This window comes from Acinetobacter genomosp. 15BJ (assembly GCF_000400715.1).
Taxonomy (GTDB): Bacteria; Pseudomonadota; Gammaproteobacteria; order Pseudomonadales; family Moraxellaceae; genus Acinetobacter.
On sequence record NZ_KE007347.1, the window covers coordinates 1581373 to 1597552 of the forward strand.

Sequence of the window (16180 nt, forward strand, 5' to 3'; positions counted from 1 at the left end):
ATACCTTATAAAAGCCACGTATGTGAACAAACAAATGCCTTAAATTATGATTGAATACAAAACTATAAACGACAACATACTTATCCAAGACAACTTATGTCGCCCTACTCTAGTGCTTTAATCTTTTTTTTGGCATGATGATCCTGAACTCATAGTGAATAATGATGAATGGAACAAATGCGTTGGGTAGAATTGCTTTCTGCAATTCGTTTAGGTAGTAAAAAAAGTAGTACTGAATTGGCTCGAAGCCCATTCCACAAAGATTATGACAGAATTATATTTTCTCAAAGTTTTCGTCAGCTAAATAGAAAAACACAAGTTCACCCACTGACTCAACATGATGGTATTCACACCCGCTTAACCCATTCGCTTGAAGTTTCGTGTATTGGCCGATCTTTAGGCATGTTAGCCGCAGAAAAAATCAAAGATCAATTACCCATGTGGATTTCACCTGCTGATGTTGGTGCGATTATTCAGGCAGCATGTCTAGCACATGATATTGGTAATCCACCTTTTGGTCATGCTGGCGAATATGCGATTCGGGAATGGTTTGATGATGCATCGCATCGTGACTTCTTGACCAAACTCACACCAGAAGAAGCAGCCGATGTACGCCAGTTTGAAGGCAATGCCCAAGGACTTCGACTACTCAGCCGTATTGACTATCACCCCGATGATGGTGGTATGCGCTTAACCTGTGCAACACTCGGCGCCTATTTAAAATATCCGTGGTTATCTAAAACCATCGAAGAACAAGGCGATATGCCCTCACATCAACGGGCAAAATTTGGCTGTTATCAATCTGAGAAAGAAATATTAAAGCAACTGGCAGAACAACTCGGTCTTATTCAGCTTGGTGACTATCACTATTGCCGTCATCCACTAACCTATTTATTAGAAGCTGCCGATGATATTTGTTATGCGCTGATCGATTTAGAAGATGGCATCATTCTCAATATGTTGAACTATGCCGAAGTTGAGCCAATTTTCCTGAATTTGATTGCCGATTATGGCTATCCAGAAGAACTACATTTACCACATACCACATGGCAGCAAAAAATTGCGGCCTTACGCGGTCGTGTGATGAAACGTTTAGTCGATGAAGTGACCACAGCATTTGCCAAACATCAGTATGAAATTTTAACCGGTCAGCTCAAGGGTAGCCTATTACAATATTGCTCGCCCGATATTGAAGCAGGAATTCAAACTGCAAAGAATCTAGCGAGAGACCGGATTTTTGAACATCCTCAAAAATCCGGTTTAGAGATTATTGCACACCAAAGTCTACAAACGATTTTGGACGCTTTTATCCCATTGACCATGCCGCATAAGACATTAAGCTTTAAAGAACAGCGTTTGATGTCAATTTTGCAACATTCAGGGGTAAATCTGCAAAACAATCACTATAATAATATTATGCAAGTCTTGGATATTATTAGTAAGTTTTCAGACCATCAGGCTTATAGCTTGGCGCAAGAGTTGCAAGGCAATAAGATAGGGTTCTTTTAATGCTTGAGCGGCATGTAGATAATGGAGTTTATCTATCAAATTTTATTTATCTTGATCAATGGGTTAAATGCCCTAAATGCAATCAGCCATGTATTTTAAAATATAAAGAACCACAAACGCCTAAAAAAAATAGGTATCAAGGTATATTTTTATTGAGTTGTTTACATTGTGCTTACCAAATTAATCCAAGCCAAAGTGACACTGCTCAGCTTCATAATGGTCATTATTACGCTACAACGTACAAACGTTGCCAAAAATGTGGTGGAGCATGGTTAAGCGCAAAGCAAAAGCTGCTTAATGCAGGTTCATTACCACCATTTATTCAGGCAAGATGCCACCTTTGTCAACATATCTCAAAATTTGAACAATTTGGGCTTAATTTTATTTTGGATCAAAATATAGGCCGCACAATCTATGGCTTAGAACTATATTTAAAAACCCCAACTCGGCATGGGGAGATTTCCGTTTATAATATTGAGCACTTAAAAGAGTTAAAAACATATATTCAAGCTGGGTTGCGAGAGCGAACCTCTCAAACTGGAAATGGTAGTTATTTTTCCCGCTTACCCGCTTGGATAAAATCCACACGAAATCGCAAAGAAATTCTCAAAGCCATTTTGCGTTTAGAACAAATGGCATCTACTATTCAACCATTAACAAATAAGTGAAAGACTCAATGATCGGATGTTTAATTGGCGAAGTGTTTGCCCTAGAAGCCCCAACCGTATTACTCAATGTAAATGGCGTCGGCTATGAAATTGACACCCCACTTTCGACATTTTGCCAATTACAAAAAGGACAGAAAGTCACTTTATGGACACATTTGGTTGTTCGTGAAGATGCTCAGCAACTGTATGGTTTTAGTGACGCACAAGAAAAAACCATTTTCCGTACACTACTCAAAGTGAATGGTGTAGGTCCTAAAATGGCTTTGGGTATTTTATCGACATTAAGTGTTGAACTGCTCATCCACACGATTGAACATGATGATATTAATACCCTGATTAAAGTCCCTGGTGTGGGCAAGAAAACTGCTGAACGTTTAATGATTGAATTACGCGATCGTTTTAAAGCTTTGGCGCATACAACGGGTAGCACGACAAATGCAGCAGCGACGCAAATTCAATTTATGGCAAACTCACCAGTTGCCGAAGCTGAAGCCGCTTTACAATCGTTGGGTTATAAACCAATAGAAGCACAAAAAGCAGTAGCTGCGGTTAAAGCAGACTATACTGAATCTGCTGACATTATCCGTGCTGCGCTTAAATCCATGATGAAGTAATAGATATATGCAAGATCGTCTTATTAGCGGAACAGAAAAACCTGAAGATCATTTTGATCGTGCCATCCGCCCTACCTCATTGGCTGACTATATTGGTCAGCCCGTGGTACGTGAGCAAATGGAAATTTTCATTGGTGCAGCACGTGGTCGCGGTGAAGCACTGGATCATACCCTGATCTTTGGTCCACCAGGTTTAGGTAAAACCACGTTAGCCAATATTATCGCAAGAGAAATGGGCGGTAATTTAAAATCAACTTCTGGCCCTGTATTGGAACGTGCGGGTGACCTAGCTGCAATGCTGACCAATTTGGAAGAAGGTGATGTTCTGTTTATTGACGAAATTCACCGTCTTTCGCCAGTGATCGAGGAGATTCTCTACCCAGCGATGGAGGATTATCAACTGGATATTATGATTGGTGAAGGTCCTGCCGCTCGCTCAATCAAACTTGATCTACCGCCATTTACTTTAGTTGCGGCAACAACAAGAGCTGGCTTACTCACCTCTCCTTTGCGTGATCGTTTCGGGATTGTGCAGCGCTTAGAGTTCTATTCAGTTGAAGATTTGACTCATATCGTGACACGTTCAGCCAACCTAATGGATGTCCCGATTACCAAAGAAGGTTCAACAGAGATTGCTCGTCGTGCTCGTGGTACGCCCCGTATTGCCAATCGATTATTACGCCGTGTACGTGATTATGCGCAAGTGAAAGGCACAGGTGAAGTGACTCAAGATATGGCACAACGTGCTTTAGACATGCTCAATGTAGATAAAGCTGGTTTAGATACGCTCGATCGTCGTTATCTCAGTATGTTGCTGGAACGCTTTGAAGGTAGACCAACAGGTGTTGAAGCTTTGGCTGCTGCAATGGCTGAAGATAGTGGAACGCTTGAGGATGTGATTGAACCGTATTTGATTCAGCAAGGTTATGTCATGCGTACCGCACGTGGCCGTATTGCAACCAATATGGCATATTTACAGTTTGGTATGACACCACCTGAATAATATGAAATATTTTTAACTTAACGCTTCTTATAATGAGGTGATTAGAATAGGATATGCCTGATTTTAATCACCTCATTATTTTCAGGGTAACAATGAAAAATAAAACAATAACTTCGGTATTTTTGAGTAGCTTATTTTTAACAGCCTGCGGGGGTGGAGGTGATAATGCAAATAACAGCAATTCATTTCAAGGCAAAGAAAAACTAGATTATAGCAAACCAGAAAATCTTGAATTGATTTATGCACCAATTATCAACTTATCAAGCATTAATGAAAATCAACTCATTGATACGATTACGCTTGCTGAATCCGTTTTTTATTTAATTCAAGGTGGAGAAAAAATGGGCTATAAAGCCTTCTGCCGAAATAAAGAAGGAAGCTTTAGTAGAAATAGCCAAATTGTTACACTGAATAAATGTGATCTACAGTATACAAAAGATGGTGTTATTCAACCTGTTTCTGAAGGACCAATGATTCTATCTGGAAGTGTTAGTACACAAGGATACTGGTCACAGGATAACTTTAAAATCGATACGACATTGAATCAATTTAAAGTAGAGGTTGATAATGAAACAACAACCTTCAATGGAAGCAAAAGTAGTCTATCTTATTATGCTGATGCGCGCCCCTTCAAATATGATATTGCTCAAATGGAATTCACATGGGCTGATAAAAAATATACAGAAGTCTATAAACTTACAAACTATAGCTTTGAGCCTTGGTCAACTGGATCAATTACCAAAGGACGCCTAGTTGGGATAAACAATAATAAAGAATTCTCTGTAAATTTTGACAATCAAATCAAATTTGGAAGTGTCGGAGATGTATTGGCTTTTTACCCAAGCTTTGCTGAAATTTATATTGAAGATACTAACAACAATAAAAATGCAATTAATATCACCAAAACTGCTGACTATAAAGCTTTAATGCGGGCCTATGCCAATGGCATTACTGTCACAGGCTTCCCTAAAGTCGTCGCGTGGGAAGAACTCAACTATTAAAAAAACAGGCCCTATCTAAGGGCCTGTTTTTTACTTCATTCAACAATATGTTATTTATTACTATTTCCTTAGCCCGTTTGACACAATATCATTCGTGATTGCTGACAGTACGCAAGAATAGGTAATAAAGACATGGCAAATCATTTTGAGTTCAAAATTCGCGTTTATATCGAAGATACAGATGCAGGCGGTATCGTTTACCATGCCAATCATATCCGTTTTATGGAGCGTGCCCGTACCGAATGGCTACGTGCAGCTGGTGTTGATCACTACTGGCACCAAAAAGATTACAGCTTCGTTGTACATCAAATCGCTGTTAAATATGTACGTCCAATATTAATGGATGATTTAATTACCGTTACAGCACGTGTTATTTCGTGTAAAGCCGCATCTTTTGTGTTGCAACAAAATATTTATCGTGGTGAAATCTTGCTGGCTTCAGGTGAGGTTGTGTTGGCATGTTTAAACAAAGAGTTAATGCCACGTAGACTTCCTGATGAAATTCGTGATCTGATTCAAAAAGAATTAGCACAGGACTAAAATAAACTTTCGGCACAGCAACTTATGGCAACTAACTTAGAATCTTCCCTGCATATTTCTGACCTAATTTTACAAGCAAGTCCTGTTGTACAACTGGTCATGCTGATCCTGTTACTCTCTTCAATTTATAGCTGGTATTTGATTGCCAAATTATATATGGGCTTTAAAAAAGCAGGGCAAGAGGATGAGCATTTTCAAAAAATGTTCTGGTCAGGTGCCGAATTAAATACACTTTACAATAATGCGCAATTGAACTCTAAGCGTCGCGGCCTTGAAGATATTTTCTACCAAGGCTTAGGTGAGTTTTTTAAACTACAGAAACGTAAAGCAGATACCAACCAAACTATTGAAGGGACAGAGCGTATTCTTCGAGTCGGTTTAAGCCGTGACCAAAGTGGTTTAGAAGTTGGTTTAGGCGCGCTTGCCAGCATTGGATCTGTAGCACCTTATATCGGCTTATTTGGTACGGTTTGGGGCATCATGAATGCCTTTATTGGCCTTGCTGCCGTAGACCAAGTGACGTTGGCAACCGTAGCACCTGGTATCGCAGAAGCCCTTATTGCAACAGCAATTGGTTTATTTGCAGCAATTCCTGCTGTACTTGCGTTTAACCACTTCACGGCTAAAGGTGAATCAACTTATTCAGATCGTGCTTTATTTGCAGAAGAAATGGTTGCCCTTTTACAGCGTCAAGCGATTGGAACGACACAGGAAGATGCATAATGGCGATTCAACGATCTGGACGTTTTGAACGGATTAAGAAACCGCTCAAAAGCGATATGAATGTGGTTCCTTATATCGACGTAATGTTGGTGTTATTGGTCATTTTCATGGTGACTGCACCCATGATTACCAGCGGTATTAAAGTAGATTTGCCACAAGCCAATAATCATCCGATTGAATCAAAAGATATGCCAGCGATGGTCACCATTGGTAAAGATGGCAATATCTTTTTGCAATATCAAGAACACAAAGGCAGTGATCCTCTTTCCCTAGTGCAGCTTGAAGCTGTACTAAGTGAAGCTCAGACCCAAGCCGAGCAGGACAATAAACAACTAACTGTATTGGTGAATGGTGATAAATCTCGTCCTTATGGTGAAGTCGTCTCACTCATGGCGAGTCTGCAAGAAGCTGGTCTTACTCAAGTTGGTTTACTGACAGAGCCGTTAAAATAAGCTATGAAAAAATTTCAAGAGCCACCTTTTAAACAAAATGCGATTGCACTGGGTTTTACCCTTGGTGTTCATGCGATCGCAATTGTTGGCTTGTTGTTTTTAGGCTTGAGTAAACCACCTGAAGAACCTAAAAAACTGACCACTATTTTGGTGAAACCAGAAGATTTACCACAGTCATTACAACAACCCGAACAACAAGTCTCTGCTGAACATCAGGCAGAGGAAGTGCAAAGCCCGATTGTGGATACAACACAGCCTGAAAATATTCCAGTAACACCTCCTCCACCAACCGCACAACAACTTGCGGCTGAAAAGCAAAAGGTGGAACAAGCACAGCAAACAAAATTAGCTGAACAAAAACGTAAAGCCGATGAAGCTGCTCGTGCCAAGCAAGTGGAAGAACAACATAAACTTGCAGACGCTCAAGCACAAAAACAACGTGCTGATGCCGAAGCTAAACGCCAAGCCGAGGTAAAAGCAAGGACTGAAGCGGATGCGAAGCGTAGAGCTGAACAAAATGCCAAAGCCGAGACTGAAGCGAAGGCACGCCAAAAAGCGGAACAAGATGCGAAATTAAGACAGCAAAAAGCTGCCGAAAATGCAAAACTTCAAGCGCAACAGGATGCGAAACGCAAAGCTGAGGCAGATGTCAAAGCAAAAGCGGATGCAGATGCGAAACGCAAGGCCGAGGCAGACGCGAGAGCAAAAGCCAACGCAGATGCGAAACGTAAAGCCGAAGCTGATGCGAAGGCAAAAGCTGAGACAGACGCTAAACGTAAAGCCGAGGCAGACGCGAGAGCAAAAGCCAACGCAGATGCAAAACGTAAAGCAGAAGCCGACGCCAAAGCAAAAGCTGATGCAGACGCTAAACGTAAAGCAAATGCTGATGCAAAAACAAAAGCTGATGCTGATGCTAAACGTAAAGCGGAAGCTGATGCGAAGGCTAAAGCCGATGCTGATGCAAAACGTAAAGCAAATGCTGATGCGAAGGCAAAAGCTGATGCTGATGCCAAACGCAAAGCAGATGCAGACGCAAAGGCCAAAGCTGAAGCAGATGCCAAACGTAAAGCAGATGCAGAAGCAGAAGCAGATGCTAAAGCTGCTGCAGCCAAAAAAGCTGAACAAGAAGCAGCTCAGAAAAAAGCAGATGCGAAACGTGTGGCTTCAACTGCGAAAAAAGATTTTGAACAAAAAATCTATCGTGCTTGGAATATGCCATCAGGTTCATCAGGCCAGCGTGCAAGTGCTCGTGTGACGTTAAGCGATACCGGTGCGGTACTTTCTGTCGTTGTTTCAGCAAGTGATCCTGATGTGAAAGCAAGTGTAGAAGCTGCTGTTCGCGCTGCTGCCCCTTATCCAATGCCAGATGATCCGGTTGCTCGCCGTGAAGCAAGAAGCTTTACTTCAAGTTTTACTGCAAAATAGTAATGAATAGTTAACGTTACATGCTTTTAATAGCACAAAGCATGTAACTATGTTAAATAATCAACAGCCACAAAAATACGAACGCAAGTAATTGTAACTATGGACAAGACTCGTAAACACCTCCTCTCTTTAGCAGTTTTCGCTGCGATTAGTACAGTTGTTCCAACAGCAACTTTCGCACAATTACATCTGGAAATTGCTAAAGCACCTGAACAAGCACCTAAAATTGCGATTATCCCATTTGCAAATGACAATGCGATCTATCCAATTGTGGAAAGTGACTTGAATCGCTCAGGCCGTTTTACCAGCGCATCTCAAAATTTACCAGCCACTGCAAGCCTTAATCAGGTTCAAGCGGGTGATTGGCAAAATGCTGGTGTACCGTATGTAGTCGTCGGCCAAATGAAAGCCGTGGATGCCAATACATTCGAAATTCATTACCAACTCTATGATGTACAGAAACAACAATATTTATTGAATGAGGTGCTCACAGTACCAAGTTCACGCGTGCGTCAAGCAGGACACCTGATCAGTGATACCATCTATCAAGCGTTGACAGGTATTGCAGGTGACTTTAGTGGTCGTATTGCCTATGTATTACGTAATCAGGCTACACCGGCACAACGCTATACCTTACAAATTGCTGATACAGATGGTGAACAACCTAAAACTGTTTTGTCATCTCGTGATCCAATTCTTTCACCTGCTTGGACACCTGACGCAAAGAAAATTGCATATGTATCTTTTGAAACCAAACGTCCTGCAATTTACCTACAAGATTTAGCAACAGGCCAACGTGAAGTTTTAGCCAGCTTCCGTGGCTTAAATGGCGCACCAAGCTTCTCTCCAGATGGTAAATCAATGCTATTTACCGCCTCTATGAACGGTAATCCTGAAATTTATCAAATGGATTTAAGTACACGCCAAGTACAACGCATGACCAATGACACTGCAATTGATACTGAAGCACGATATGCGCCAGATGGTAAATCATTTATCTTTACCTCAGACCGCGGCGGTTCTCCACAAATTTATCGCTATAGCTTTGATGACAGTTCTGTAAAACGCTTGACCTTCAAAGGTGCTTTTAATGCACGTGGTACTTTAAGTGCTGATGGTAAAAAGATTGCTCTAGTGCATCGTCCAAGCGGTAGTAACTACAAAGTTGCAATCCAAGATATCAATACTGGTATCACCAATATTCTGACACCGACCAGTTTAGATGAATCACCAAGCTTCTCACCAAATGGACAGATGGTGGTTTATGCAACGCGTGAAGGTAGTCGTGGCCTGTTGTCCGTCATGTCGACTGATGGTCGTTTCCGCATGAATTTACCAAGCGAGCAAGGTGAAGTTCGTGAACCAGCTTGGGCACCAAAATAAGTTTAATCGATTGGAGAATCATATGAACATTAAATATCTAACGCTTCCACTGATTGCTGCAACACTTGTATTTACAGGCTGTGCAAGCCGTAAGCCTGCTGCTGAAATTACCACTGGTACGAATCCAAATGGCTCAACCACAGTCAGCACAGATGGTTTAAGTGAAGATGCTGCATTAAATGCGCAAAACTTGGCTGGTGCATCTTCTAAAGGTGTAACTGCAGCAAATAAAGCATTCTTAGCAAAACGCGTTGTGCACTTTAACTTTGATAGCAGTGATTTATCGAATGAAGATTATCAAACCCTACAAGCACATGCTCAATTCCTAGTTGCTAATGCTAACTCTCGTGTTGCTCTGACAGGCCATACTGATGAGCGTGGTACACGTGAATACAATATGGCACTTGGCGAACGCCGTGCAAAAGCAGTTGAAAGCTTTTTGATTACCAATGGTGTAAATCCACAGCAACTTGAAGCAGTTAGCTACGGTAAAGAATCACCAGTCAATGCGGGTCATGACGAAGCAGCATGGAAAGAAAACCGCCGCGTAGAAATTAACTACGAAGCAGTTCCACCACTATTAAAATAACTGTGGTTTCGCTATAAATAAAAATGCTCACTTCATGTGAGCATTTTTATTTCATTCATCAAGACGAAGATTGAGCATCAGGCTTGTTTTGCATTGATTCAATCAAATCGTGCTTATTAAACTCTTTATATTCTGGCTTCGCTTCATACTCTTTCCATGCATCCTTCACATTTTCTTTAGAAATCGTATCTAAGCTAATCGGCTCACTCGGCGTGGGCGTTGCCTCAAAATTCTTGGTTGACATCGGTAGCCTCCAAACATCCTGTTTAGTATCTATGCAACATAGCATGTAATGCTGCACTTGTAATCATAAAAGCAACATAAATAAAGTAAGATAATTTTTATTTTCGGACGATCTCATCTAGAATACCCACATTCTTTTTTATCAATTTTTGACACGGCCAAATCGGAGCTATTCAATATGTCAAACCTTACTTTGACCCAATACCTAGAACAACAAAATGGGAATTTGACTCCAGAGTTGGCACAAGTCATCGAAACAATTGCGGCTACATGCCAAACCATTGATCAGGCACTTCAAAAAGGTGCTTTAGCTGGTATTTTGGGCAGTGCAGGCAACGAGAACGTTCAAGGCGAAACACAAAAGAAACTAGATGTTATTTCAAATGATTACCTGATTGATGCATTAAAAGCACATCCTCAAGTGGGTGGTTTAGCTTCAGAAGAATTAGATGACTTCACTCCTGCTCAAGAAAATGGTAAATATCTGGTTTTATTTGATCCACTCGATGGTTCAAGCAATATCGACATTAATATGTGTGTTGGTACGATTTTCTCTATTCTTCCTGCAAAGAATTCTGTCACTCAATCTGCAGACTTTATGCAAGCTGGTACAGAGCAAGTTGCCGCAGGTTATGTGCTTTACGGCCCATCAACCATGTTAGCGCTTACAGTGGGTGCAGGGGTTGTGTTCTTTACTTTTGACCCAACCACACAAAGCTTTTTGTTAACCACTGAGCAAGTGCAAGTCGCTGCAGATACACAAGAGTTTGCAATTAACTCATCGAATCAACGTCATTGGGAAAACCCTGTAAAACGTTATATTGATGAACTTTTAGCGGGTAAAACATCAGTCCGTGAAAAAGATTTCAATATGCGTTGGGTTGCATGTATGGTTGGTGATATTCACCGTATCTTATGCCGTGGCGGTATTTTCCTTTACCCTTATGATTTTAAAGACCCGAAAAAAGCAGGCCGCTTACGTTTGATGTATGAAGCAAACCCAATGAGTATGTTGATCGAACAAGCTGGCGGTGCTTCTACGACAGGTCGTGCGCGTATTATGGAAATCCAACCGACTGAACTACACCAACGTGTTCCTGTGATTATTGGCTCTAAAAACGAAGTGGAACGCGTAACAAGCTACCACTAATTACCTTTATAATCAGGGCATTATAACGTTATGATGCCCTTTTGGATGTTTATCTTATGGCGGTTATTTTCCTAGAATCAAAAGACAATGCAAAAATTAAACATTTGCGAGGTCTGATCGAGCTTAACAGTGCTCGAAAAAAACATCAGCAAACCGTTCTAGAAGGTACACATCTGTGCTTGGCTTGGTTACAACAGCAGAAAAAAATCTTTTCTTTATTTACCACCGAACAAGCCTTAGAACATCCAGATTTACAAGAAGTGATAGAACTCCACCAAGCTCACATCTTCGTTATCAGTGAAGTCTTGTATAAGGATTTAAGTACATTAGGCACAACCCTGCCTTGTCTCGCGATTGTTGATTTACCCAAAACCGCAGCCACTATTGATTTTAAGGCTGATACTTTAATTCTAGAAAATGTTCAAGATCCTGGAAATGTAGGGACATTGCTCCGCTCTGCTGCCGCGGCAAACATCAAACAGGTGATTTGTACACAAGGTTCAGCTGCGCTTTGGTCTCCACGTGTTCTCCGAGCAGGTATGGGGGCTCATTTTAGCCTTCAATGCTTTGAAAACTTCCAGCTCACAGATATTCTTCCAAAATTTCAAATTCCAGTTTTTGTGACCAGTTCACATCGTTCAACCAGTTTATATAACCAAGATTTAACTCAAGCCTGCGTCTGGATTTTAGGTAATGAAGGTCAAGGTGCAAGTGACTATGCACTTGAGCATGCTCAGGCAGTGGCGATCCCTCAACCTGGTGGGCAAGAGTCTCTTAATGTTGCGATTGCTGGATCAGTTTGCTTTTTTGAAATGGTTCGCCAACGTCAGTAAAAACGTTAAATTATTTTAAATACGATTTTTTTACTGAGAAAATCAATTACACTACTAAAAATAATTGCTTAAGTTGTCAACGCGCCCACCATTTTCAACGTTATATGATTAATGAATTGGAATTAATGGTGGGTATCCATGACAGGATTTTCCATCTCTATGGATTTAGCACCGAAACAGGCTCGAACTGAAAACAGTACTGATCGTAGTACTGTTGAACAACGTCTGCGTTTTTTTATGCAAGACGTTACAGGTCGTGCCTTGGTTATGATGGAAAGTGCAACACAGGGACAACAAGGCATTGCAATGGATTTAGTGCAAGAAGCTTTCATTTCATTGCACAAATCATATGCAGATAAAAGTACTGAAGAATGGTATCCCCTGTTCTACACCATATTAAATAACAAACTCCAAGACTGGCGACGCAAAGAAGCTCGTCGTGCAAGCCCTTTCTCATTATTTAAAAAAATTAGTTTAGATGATGACGAAGAAATTATTGATGTTGTCGATGAATCAACCCCTAACCCGTTTGAGTTTCTTGATCAAGAAGTCACGATGGAGGAAATTCAGACTGCAATCAATCAATTACCCGTCCGTCAACAACAAGCATTTATGCTAAGAGCGTGGGAAGGTTTCGATACGATGACCACAGCACAGATTATGGATTGCAGTGAAGGCAGTGTGAAAACACATTACCACCGCGCGATTCAGGGACTCAGAATTGCTTTAGAGCATTTAAACCCGCATACGGGAGGATCATCAAATGAAAAAAGATGAGTTCACTAAACATGTGACATCCAGACTCGACCAACTTGCGAAAGAACAACACCACAATAAAATGATGGTGATGAATCATGTTCTTGATACTGTACAAAAGAAACCAACCTCTTATTACAGTATTTGGAAAATGACTGGTTTTGCGTTTGCTGCTGCCCTCATGGGGATTGTAGTTCTGCCTAGCTCGTTGCAATTGGCGGACCAACCTCAAAATCAGGTTGTGGTAAATCCAAAACTTTCACCGCAAATGGTTGAAGATATGGAAATGTTATTGGTCTTAGGTGAGGATAAAGTTCCACATGGCAGCTAAAAAATTAGCACTTGTTGTGTGTACACTCGGCTTATTACAAACCAGTTTTGCAGGTTCAGAACGCTTTTGGGTATTCTCTAAACCGAATAAACCGGCAACTGAAGAAGCTTGGGATGACTTATCACCTGAAGAGCAGCGTGTTTTAATTAAACGTTATCAAACCTTAAAAGAAATTCCGACCAACCAAAGTTCCCAACTCCAGCAACGGATGGAATGGTTTACGCAACTACCCGAAGATGAAAAACAGAAAATGCGTGATGTATGGCAAAAAATGAGTATGCAAGAACGTAACACGCTACGTAAACGCATGCTAAATGCCAGTAACGAAGAACGCGTCAATATCAGAGAAGAATATCTTACTAAATATGCTGAGCACTAATTTTTAATTTATTTATAAAAATAAAAAATAGCGCCTTAAAGGCGCTATTTTTTATGTTGGGTCGGCTTATTTCTTAAAGCGACGATAAGCCAATAGCCCCAATAAACCAAATATCGAATAGAAACTAATGCTACCCCCACCACTGCTCGCCGGGCGAGTATCATCCGTCGTGGTTGCTGTACTAATGGTTCGCACAGTAGCTGAATTTGATGATACGCCATCAGCATCATAAACTTGATAGTTAAATGAGAAGTTAAATGGGTTAAACGCATTTACTTCCTGAACGTAAACATTCCCACCATAGCAAGTTTCTTTTTCATCTGGCGCAGGACAAGCGCCTTTACGATCAGCTGTAATACTCAAATCATTGGTTGGTACATTCGTCAAACGAATTGGTAACTCAGCCCCTTCTTCATTTTTCCAAAACTGAGATTTATTTGGATTTTTTTCTGGGCCAGTCCCACCTTCTCCAGTATCACCATGATCATTGGCAAAGTTTAATAAATTCAGGCTGAGTTTTTGCTTTTCCTTATATTTAAAAGTTAAAGATGTATCAGTTGCAACTGGTGCAATATTTGCAAAAGCTGCACGAATTAAGCCAGACGAACTTATATTTGGATTAGACTTTGACGTGATCGTGTATTTACAGAAAATCTTATCTCCAGCTTGGGTAATACTATCATCCTTACGATAAAAAATAATTTGCTGAAGGTCTTTATTCCAAACACATACTAAATTTTCTTTATCGCTTCCATCTATATCTGTGACAGTATCATTAATTTGACCTTTACCAAGAGGTTCTGTCGTAACATTATATAAATCAGGATTAAAAAACTCTAATTTATAACTACCATCAGCTTGCTCAGTATCTTGAGGTAATGGTAATTGATAGTTGCTTAAATCAATATAAATTGCACGATATTTCAAATTAGCTTTTGTATATTGCAATAGCTTTTGATATTGATCCAAACGAGATTTATAGTAAGTTAAAAAATCAGGATTATTTGGATTTTTGACTAAATTATCAAAGAAATTATATTGAGCTTGATAAGTTGACATTGCGCCACTAATAGAGGTATTAGTCAAATCTTGTAAATCACCCGCTGTAAATCTCATTAACTCAACTGAACCAATATCACAACGGTTGCTCGCCTCAGGATTATAATACAAGGTACCATCTACAATACGAGCCAGACCACGTTGGTCCGTTGTACTACAAGCAATTCCATCAACATCTAATAAACCAACTATTTTTGTAGTCGTCTTATCATCCACCTTAACTTCTATTTCTGTTACATTTTTCTTTGGATAATAGATTGGCAGGAATGCAGTATAAGCAGAAGCTGCTTGTAATGGACTCAATAGTGTTCCAATACTAATATTACTTACATTTAAATTGGTTGTATTATTTTTAAGTGACTCTTTAGGGACATCACATATATTATTGATTGGAGATGTAGAATCACCCTCTTTTAATGAAAGCGCATTATAAGCTATACCAAAACTAACGTCTTCCTGATTAACGACATCACCAAATAGATATCGACATGCGTAACTATTCACCCCACCATTATAAGCAAGAACGTTATAGGTTAATACTTTTCCACCAATTTTATCATACAACAGAGTTGTAAAAGCTTGATTTTCAACAATAGTATTACTGGTTAAAAGTATATTACTTGCATTGCTTAAAATACTGGAATTATTATTTTCTTCAGTTCCTGGTTTAGTATCACCTGTAAATTTAATTAAATTACCAGATGAGGAGTTGACAATATTTTTTGCAATCGTATTGGTTGTTAATGTCGCAGTTGATTCTCCACAAAACTCAATCATACTACTTGAGTTTCCAGAACCATTTGCGATAAAGCTGTTTGAGGTCAAATTGAGGGTACGCTTTGCATACGTTACATCATTAAAACAACTCATAGACAAGACACTACCTTTATCAGCCTGATTTCCTTGAATCAAGCTTTTGGTCAAAGTTAGTGTTGTTGATGGGCCCGCTAAATAAACAGCACCACCCTCTTTTGCCTGAGAGTCTAAAATTTGACTACTTTGCAAAGCAACATCAGCACCTGCATAAATCGCTCCTCCACGATCTGCCGTCCGACCACCGGTCAAAATCAGATTATTGAGACTAAGAGCTTTTGCTCCTAATGTTGTATTAAAAATACGTGAATTCTCAGCTTTAATCGTGGTTTGCAAAGGAATTTGTGCAGGGTATTGGTTTACAATATCGTTCAATAACACATTTTTTTCTTGCCAATCGACCGGACTAGCGCCCCAAATTGCGACACTCACATTTGGCGCTAATTCCTTTTTAAGGGTATAAACCCCTTTTTCAAGCTGAATAACTTTCTGCGTACTTGAAAGCGTATCTGTGACCGTACAGCCACCATAAGCAACTCGTGTTTCGGCAGTTCTTAATGCTTCACGCAATGAACAAGCAGAAGGATTTTCACCATCTTCATCCACAAAAGTAGTGACTTTAATAGGCGTGCTACTCGTTGCCGCTAACAATGGCATTGTCGCCATAACCATGGTTGCTAAAATTGTTTTTTTATAATGTCTCATCTCA

Annotated in this window: 18 protein-coding genes; 16 read left to right on the forward strand and 2 right to left on the reverse strand. The window is 40.2% G+C overall.

Annotated features, from left to right (window positions below):
- The first annotated feature begins 168 nt into the window (after positions 1-168).
- The 11 genes from F896_RS06780 to pal all read left to right on the forward strand — a co-directional run bounded on the left by F896_RS06780 (position 169) and on the right by pal (position 9907).
- A complete protein-coding gene (locus F896_RS06780) occupies positions 169-1509 on the forward strand; it encodes a deoxyguanosinetriphosphate triphosphohydrolase (RefSeq protein WP_016164255.1) in 1341 nt (446 codons plus the stop codon).
- Positions 1509-2177 (forward strand): hypothetical protein, encoded by a 669-nt coding sequence (locus F896_RS06775; RefSeq protein WP_016164256.1) that lies wholly within the window; start codon positions 1509-1511, stop codon positions 2175-2177. Before F896_RS06780 ends, F896_RS06775 begins: the two co-directional genes overlap by 1 nt.
- Positions 2178-2185: 8 nt before the next feature.
- Positions 2186-2791 (forward strand): Holliday junction branch migration protein RuvA, encoded by a 606-nt coding sequence (gene ruvA, locus F896_RS06770; protein ID WP_016164257.1) that lies wholly within the window; start codon positions 2186-2188, stop codon positions 2789-2791.
- Between the two features lie 7 nt (positions 2792-2798).
- The gene (gene ruvB / locus F896_RS06765; protein WP_016164258.1) at positions 2799-3794 is read left to right on the forward strand and encodes a Holliday junction branch migration DNA helicase RuvB; all 996 of its coding nucleotides are present in this window, start codon (positions 2799-2801) and stop codon (positions 3792-3794) included.
- Between the two features lie 53 nt (positions 3795-3847).
- Positions 3848-4795: a hypothetical protein gene (locus tag F896_RS06760; protein ID WP_228130615.1), complete on the forward strand. Its 948-nt coding sequence runs from the start codon at positions 3848-3850 to the stop codon at positions 4793-4795.
- A gap of 132 nt (positions 4796-4927) precedes the next feature.
- Entirely contained in the window at positions 4928-5335 is a 408-nt protein-coding gene (ybgC, locus tag F896_RS06755; protein ID WP_016164260.1) for a tol-pal system-associated acyl-CoA thioesterase, read from the forward strand.
- A gap of 24 nt (positions 5336-5359) precedes the next feature.
- Positions 5360-6058: a protein TolQ gene (gene tolQ, locus F896_RS06750; RefSeq protein WP_016164261.1), complete on the forward strand. Its 699-nt coding sequence runs from the start codon at positions 5360-5362 to the stop codon at positions 6056-6058.
- Positions 6058-6510, forward strand: coding sequence for a protein TolR (gene tolR / locus F896_RS06745; protein WP_016164262.1), 453 nt, complete (start codon positions 6058-6060; stop codon positions 6508-6510). The genes tolQ and tolR overlap by 1 nt, the downstream gene beginning before the upstream one ends.
- A 3-nt stretch (positions 6511-6513) precedes the next feature.
- A complete protein-coding gene (gene tolA / locus F896_RS06740; RefSeq protein ID WP_016164263.1) occupies positions 6514-7935 on the forward strand; it encodes a cell envelope integrity protein TolA in 1422 nt (473 codons plus the stop codon).
- A gap of 99 nt (positions 7936-8034) precedes the next feature.
- The gene (gene tolB / locus F896_RS06735) at positions 8035-9318 is read left to right on the forward strand and encodes a Tol-Pal system beta propeller repeat protein TolB (RefSeq protein ID WP_016164264.1); all 1284 of its coding nucleotides are present in this window, start codon (positions 8035-8037) and stop codon (positions 9316-9318) included.
- A gap of 22 nt (positions 9319-9340) precedes the next feature.
- On the forward strand, positions 9341-9907 hold the full coding sequence (gene pal / locus F896_RS06730; protein WP_004805662.1) for a peptidoglycan-associated lipoprotein Pal: 567 nt from the start codon (positions 9341-9343) through the stop codon (positions 9905-9907).
- A 58-nt stretch (positions 9908-9965) separates the two neighbouring features.
- Here the strand turns inward: pal and F896_RS06725 are convergent, their stop codons facing one another.
- Positions 9966-10151: an NF038105 family protein gene (locus tag F896_RS06725; protein ID WP_004805661.1), complete on the reverse strand. Its 186-nt coding sequence runs from the start codon at positions 10149-10151 to the stop codon at positions 9966-9968.
- Positions 10152-10328: 177 nt separating this feature from the next.
- Here F896_RS06725 and F896_RS06720 point away from each other — a divergent pair, with 177 nt between their 5' ends.
- From F896_RS06720 to F896_RS06700, 5 genes are all read left to right on the forward strand, one after another.
- Positions 10329-11300: a class 1 fructose-bisphosphatase gene (locus F896_RS06720; RefSeq protein WP_016164265.1), complete on the forward strand. Its 972-nt coding sequence runs from the start codon at positions 10329-10331 to the stop codon at positions 11298-11300.
- Positions 11301-11356: 56 nt separating this feature from the next.
- Positions 11357-12133 carry a TrmH family RNA methyltransferase gene (locus F896_RS06715; protein ID WP_016164266.1) on the forward strand — a complete coding sequence of 259 codons (777 nt, stop codon included), beginning with the start codon at positions 11357-11359 and terminating at the stop codon, positions 12131-12133.
- A 159-nt stretch (positions 12134-12292) separates the two neighbouring features.
- Positions 12293-12910, forward strand: a complete 618-nt coding sequence (locus F896_RS06710; RefSeq protein ID WP_016164267.1) for an RNA polymerase sigma factor — start codon at positions 12293-12295, stop codon at positions 12908-12910.
- Positions 12897-13220, forward strand: coding sequence for a hypothetical protein (locus tag F896_RS06705; protein WP_016164268.1), 324 nt, complete (start codon positions 12897-12899; stop codon positions 13218-13220). Before F896_RS06710 ends, F896_RS06705 begins: the two co-directional genes overlap by 14 nt.
- Positions 13210-13599: a DUF3106 domain-containing protein gene (locus F896_RS06700; RefSeq protein WP_016164269.1), complete on the forward strand. Its 390-nt coding sequence runs from the start codon at positions 13210-13212 to the stop codon at positions 13597-13599. Before F896_RS06705 ends, F896_RS06700 begins: the two co-directional genes overlap by 11 nt.
- 66 nt (positions 13600-13665) lie before the next feature.
- On the opposite strand, the gene F896_RS06695 is transcribed toward F896_RS06700, so the two are convergent.
- Positions 13666-16176 (reverse strand): CSLREA domain-containing protein, encoded by a 2511-nt coding sequence (locus F896_RS06695; RefSeq protein WP_016164270.1) that lies wholly within the window; start codon positions 16174-16176, stop codon positions 13666-13668.
- Positions 16177-16180 lie beyond the last annotated feature (4 nt).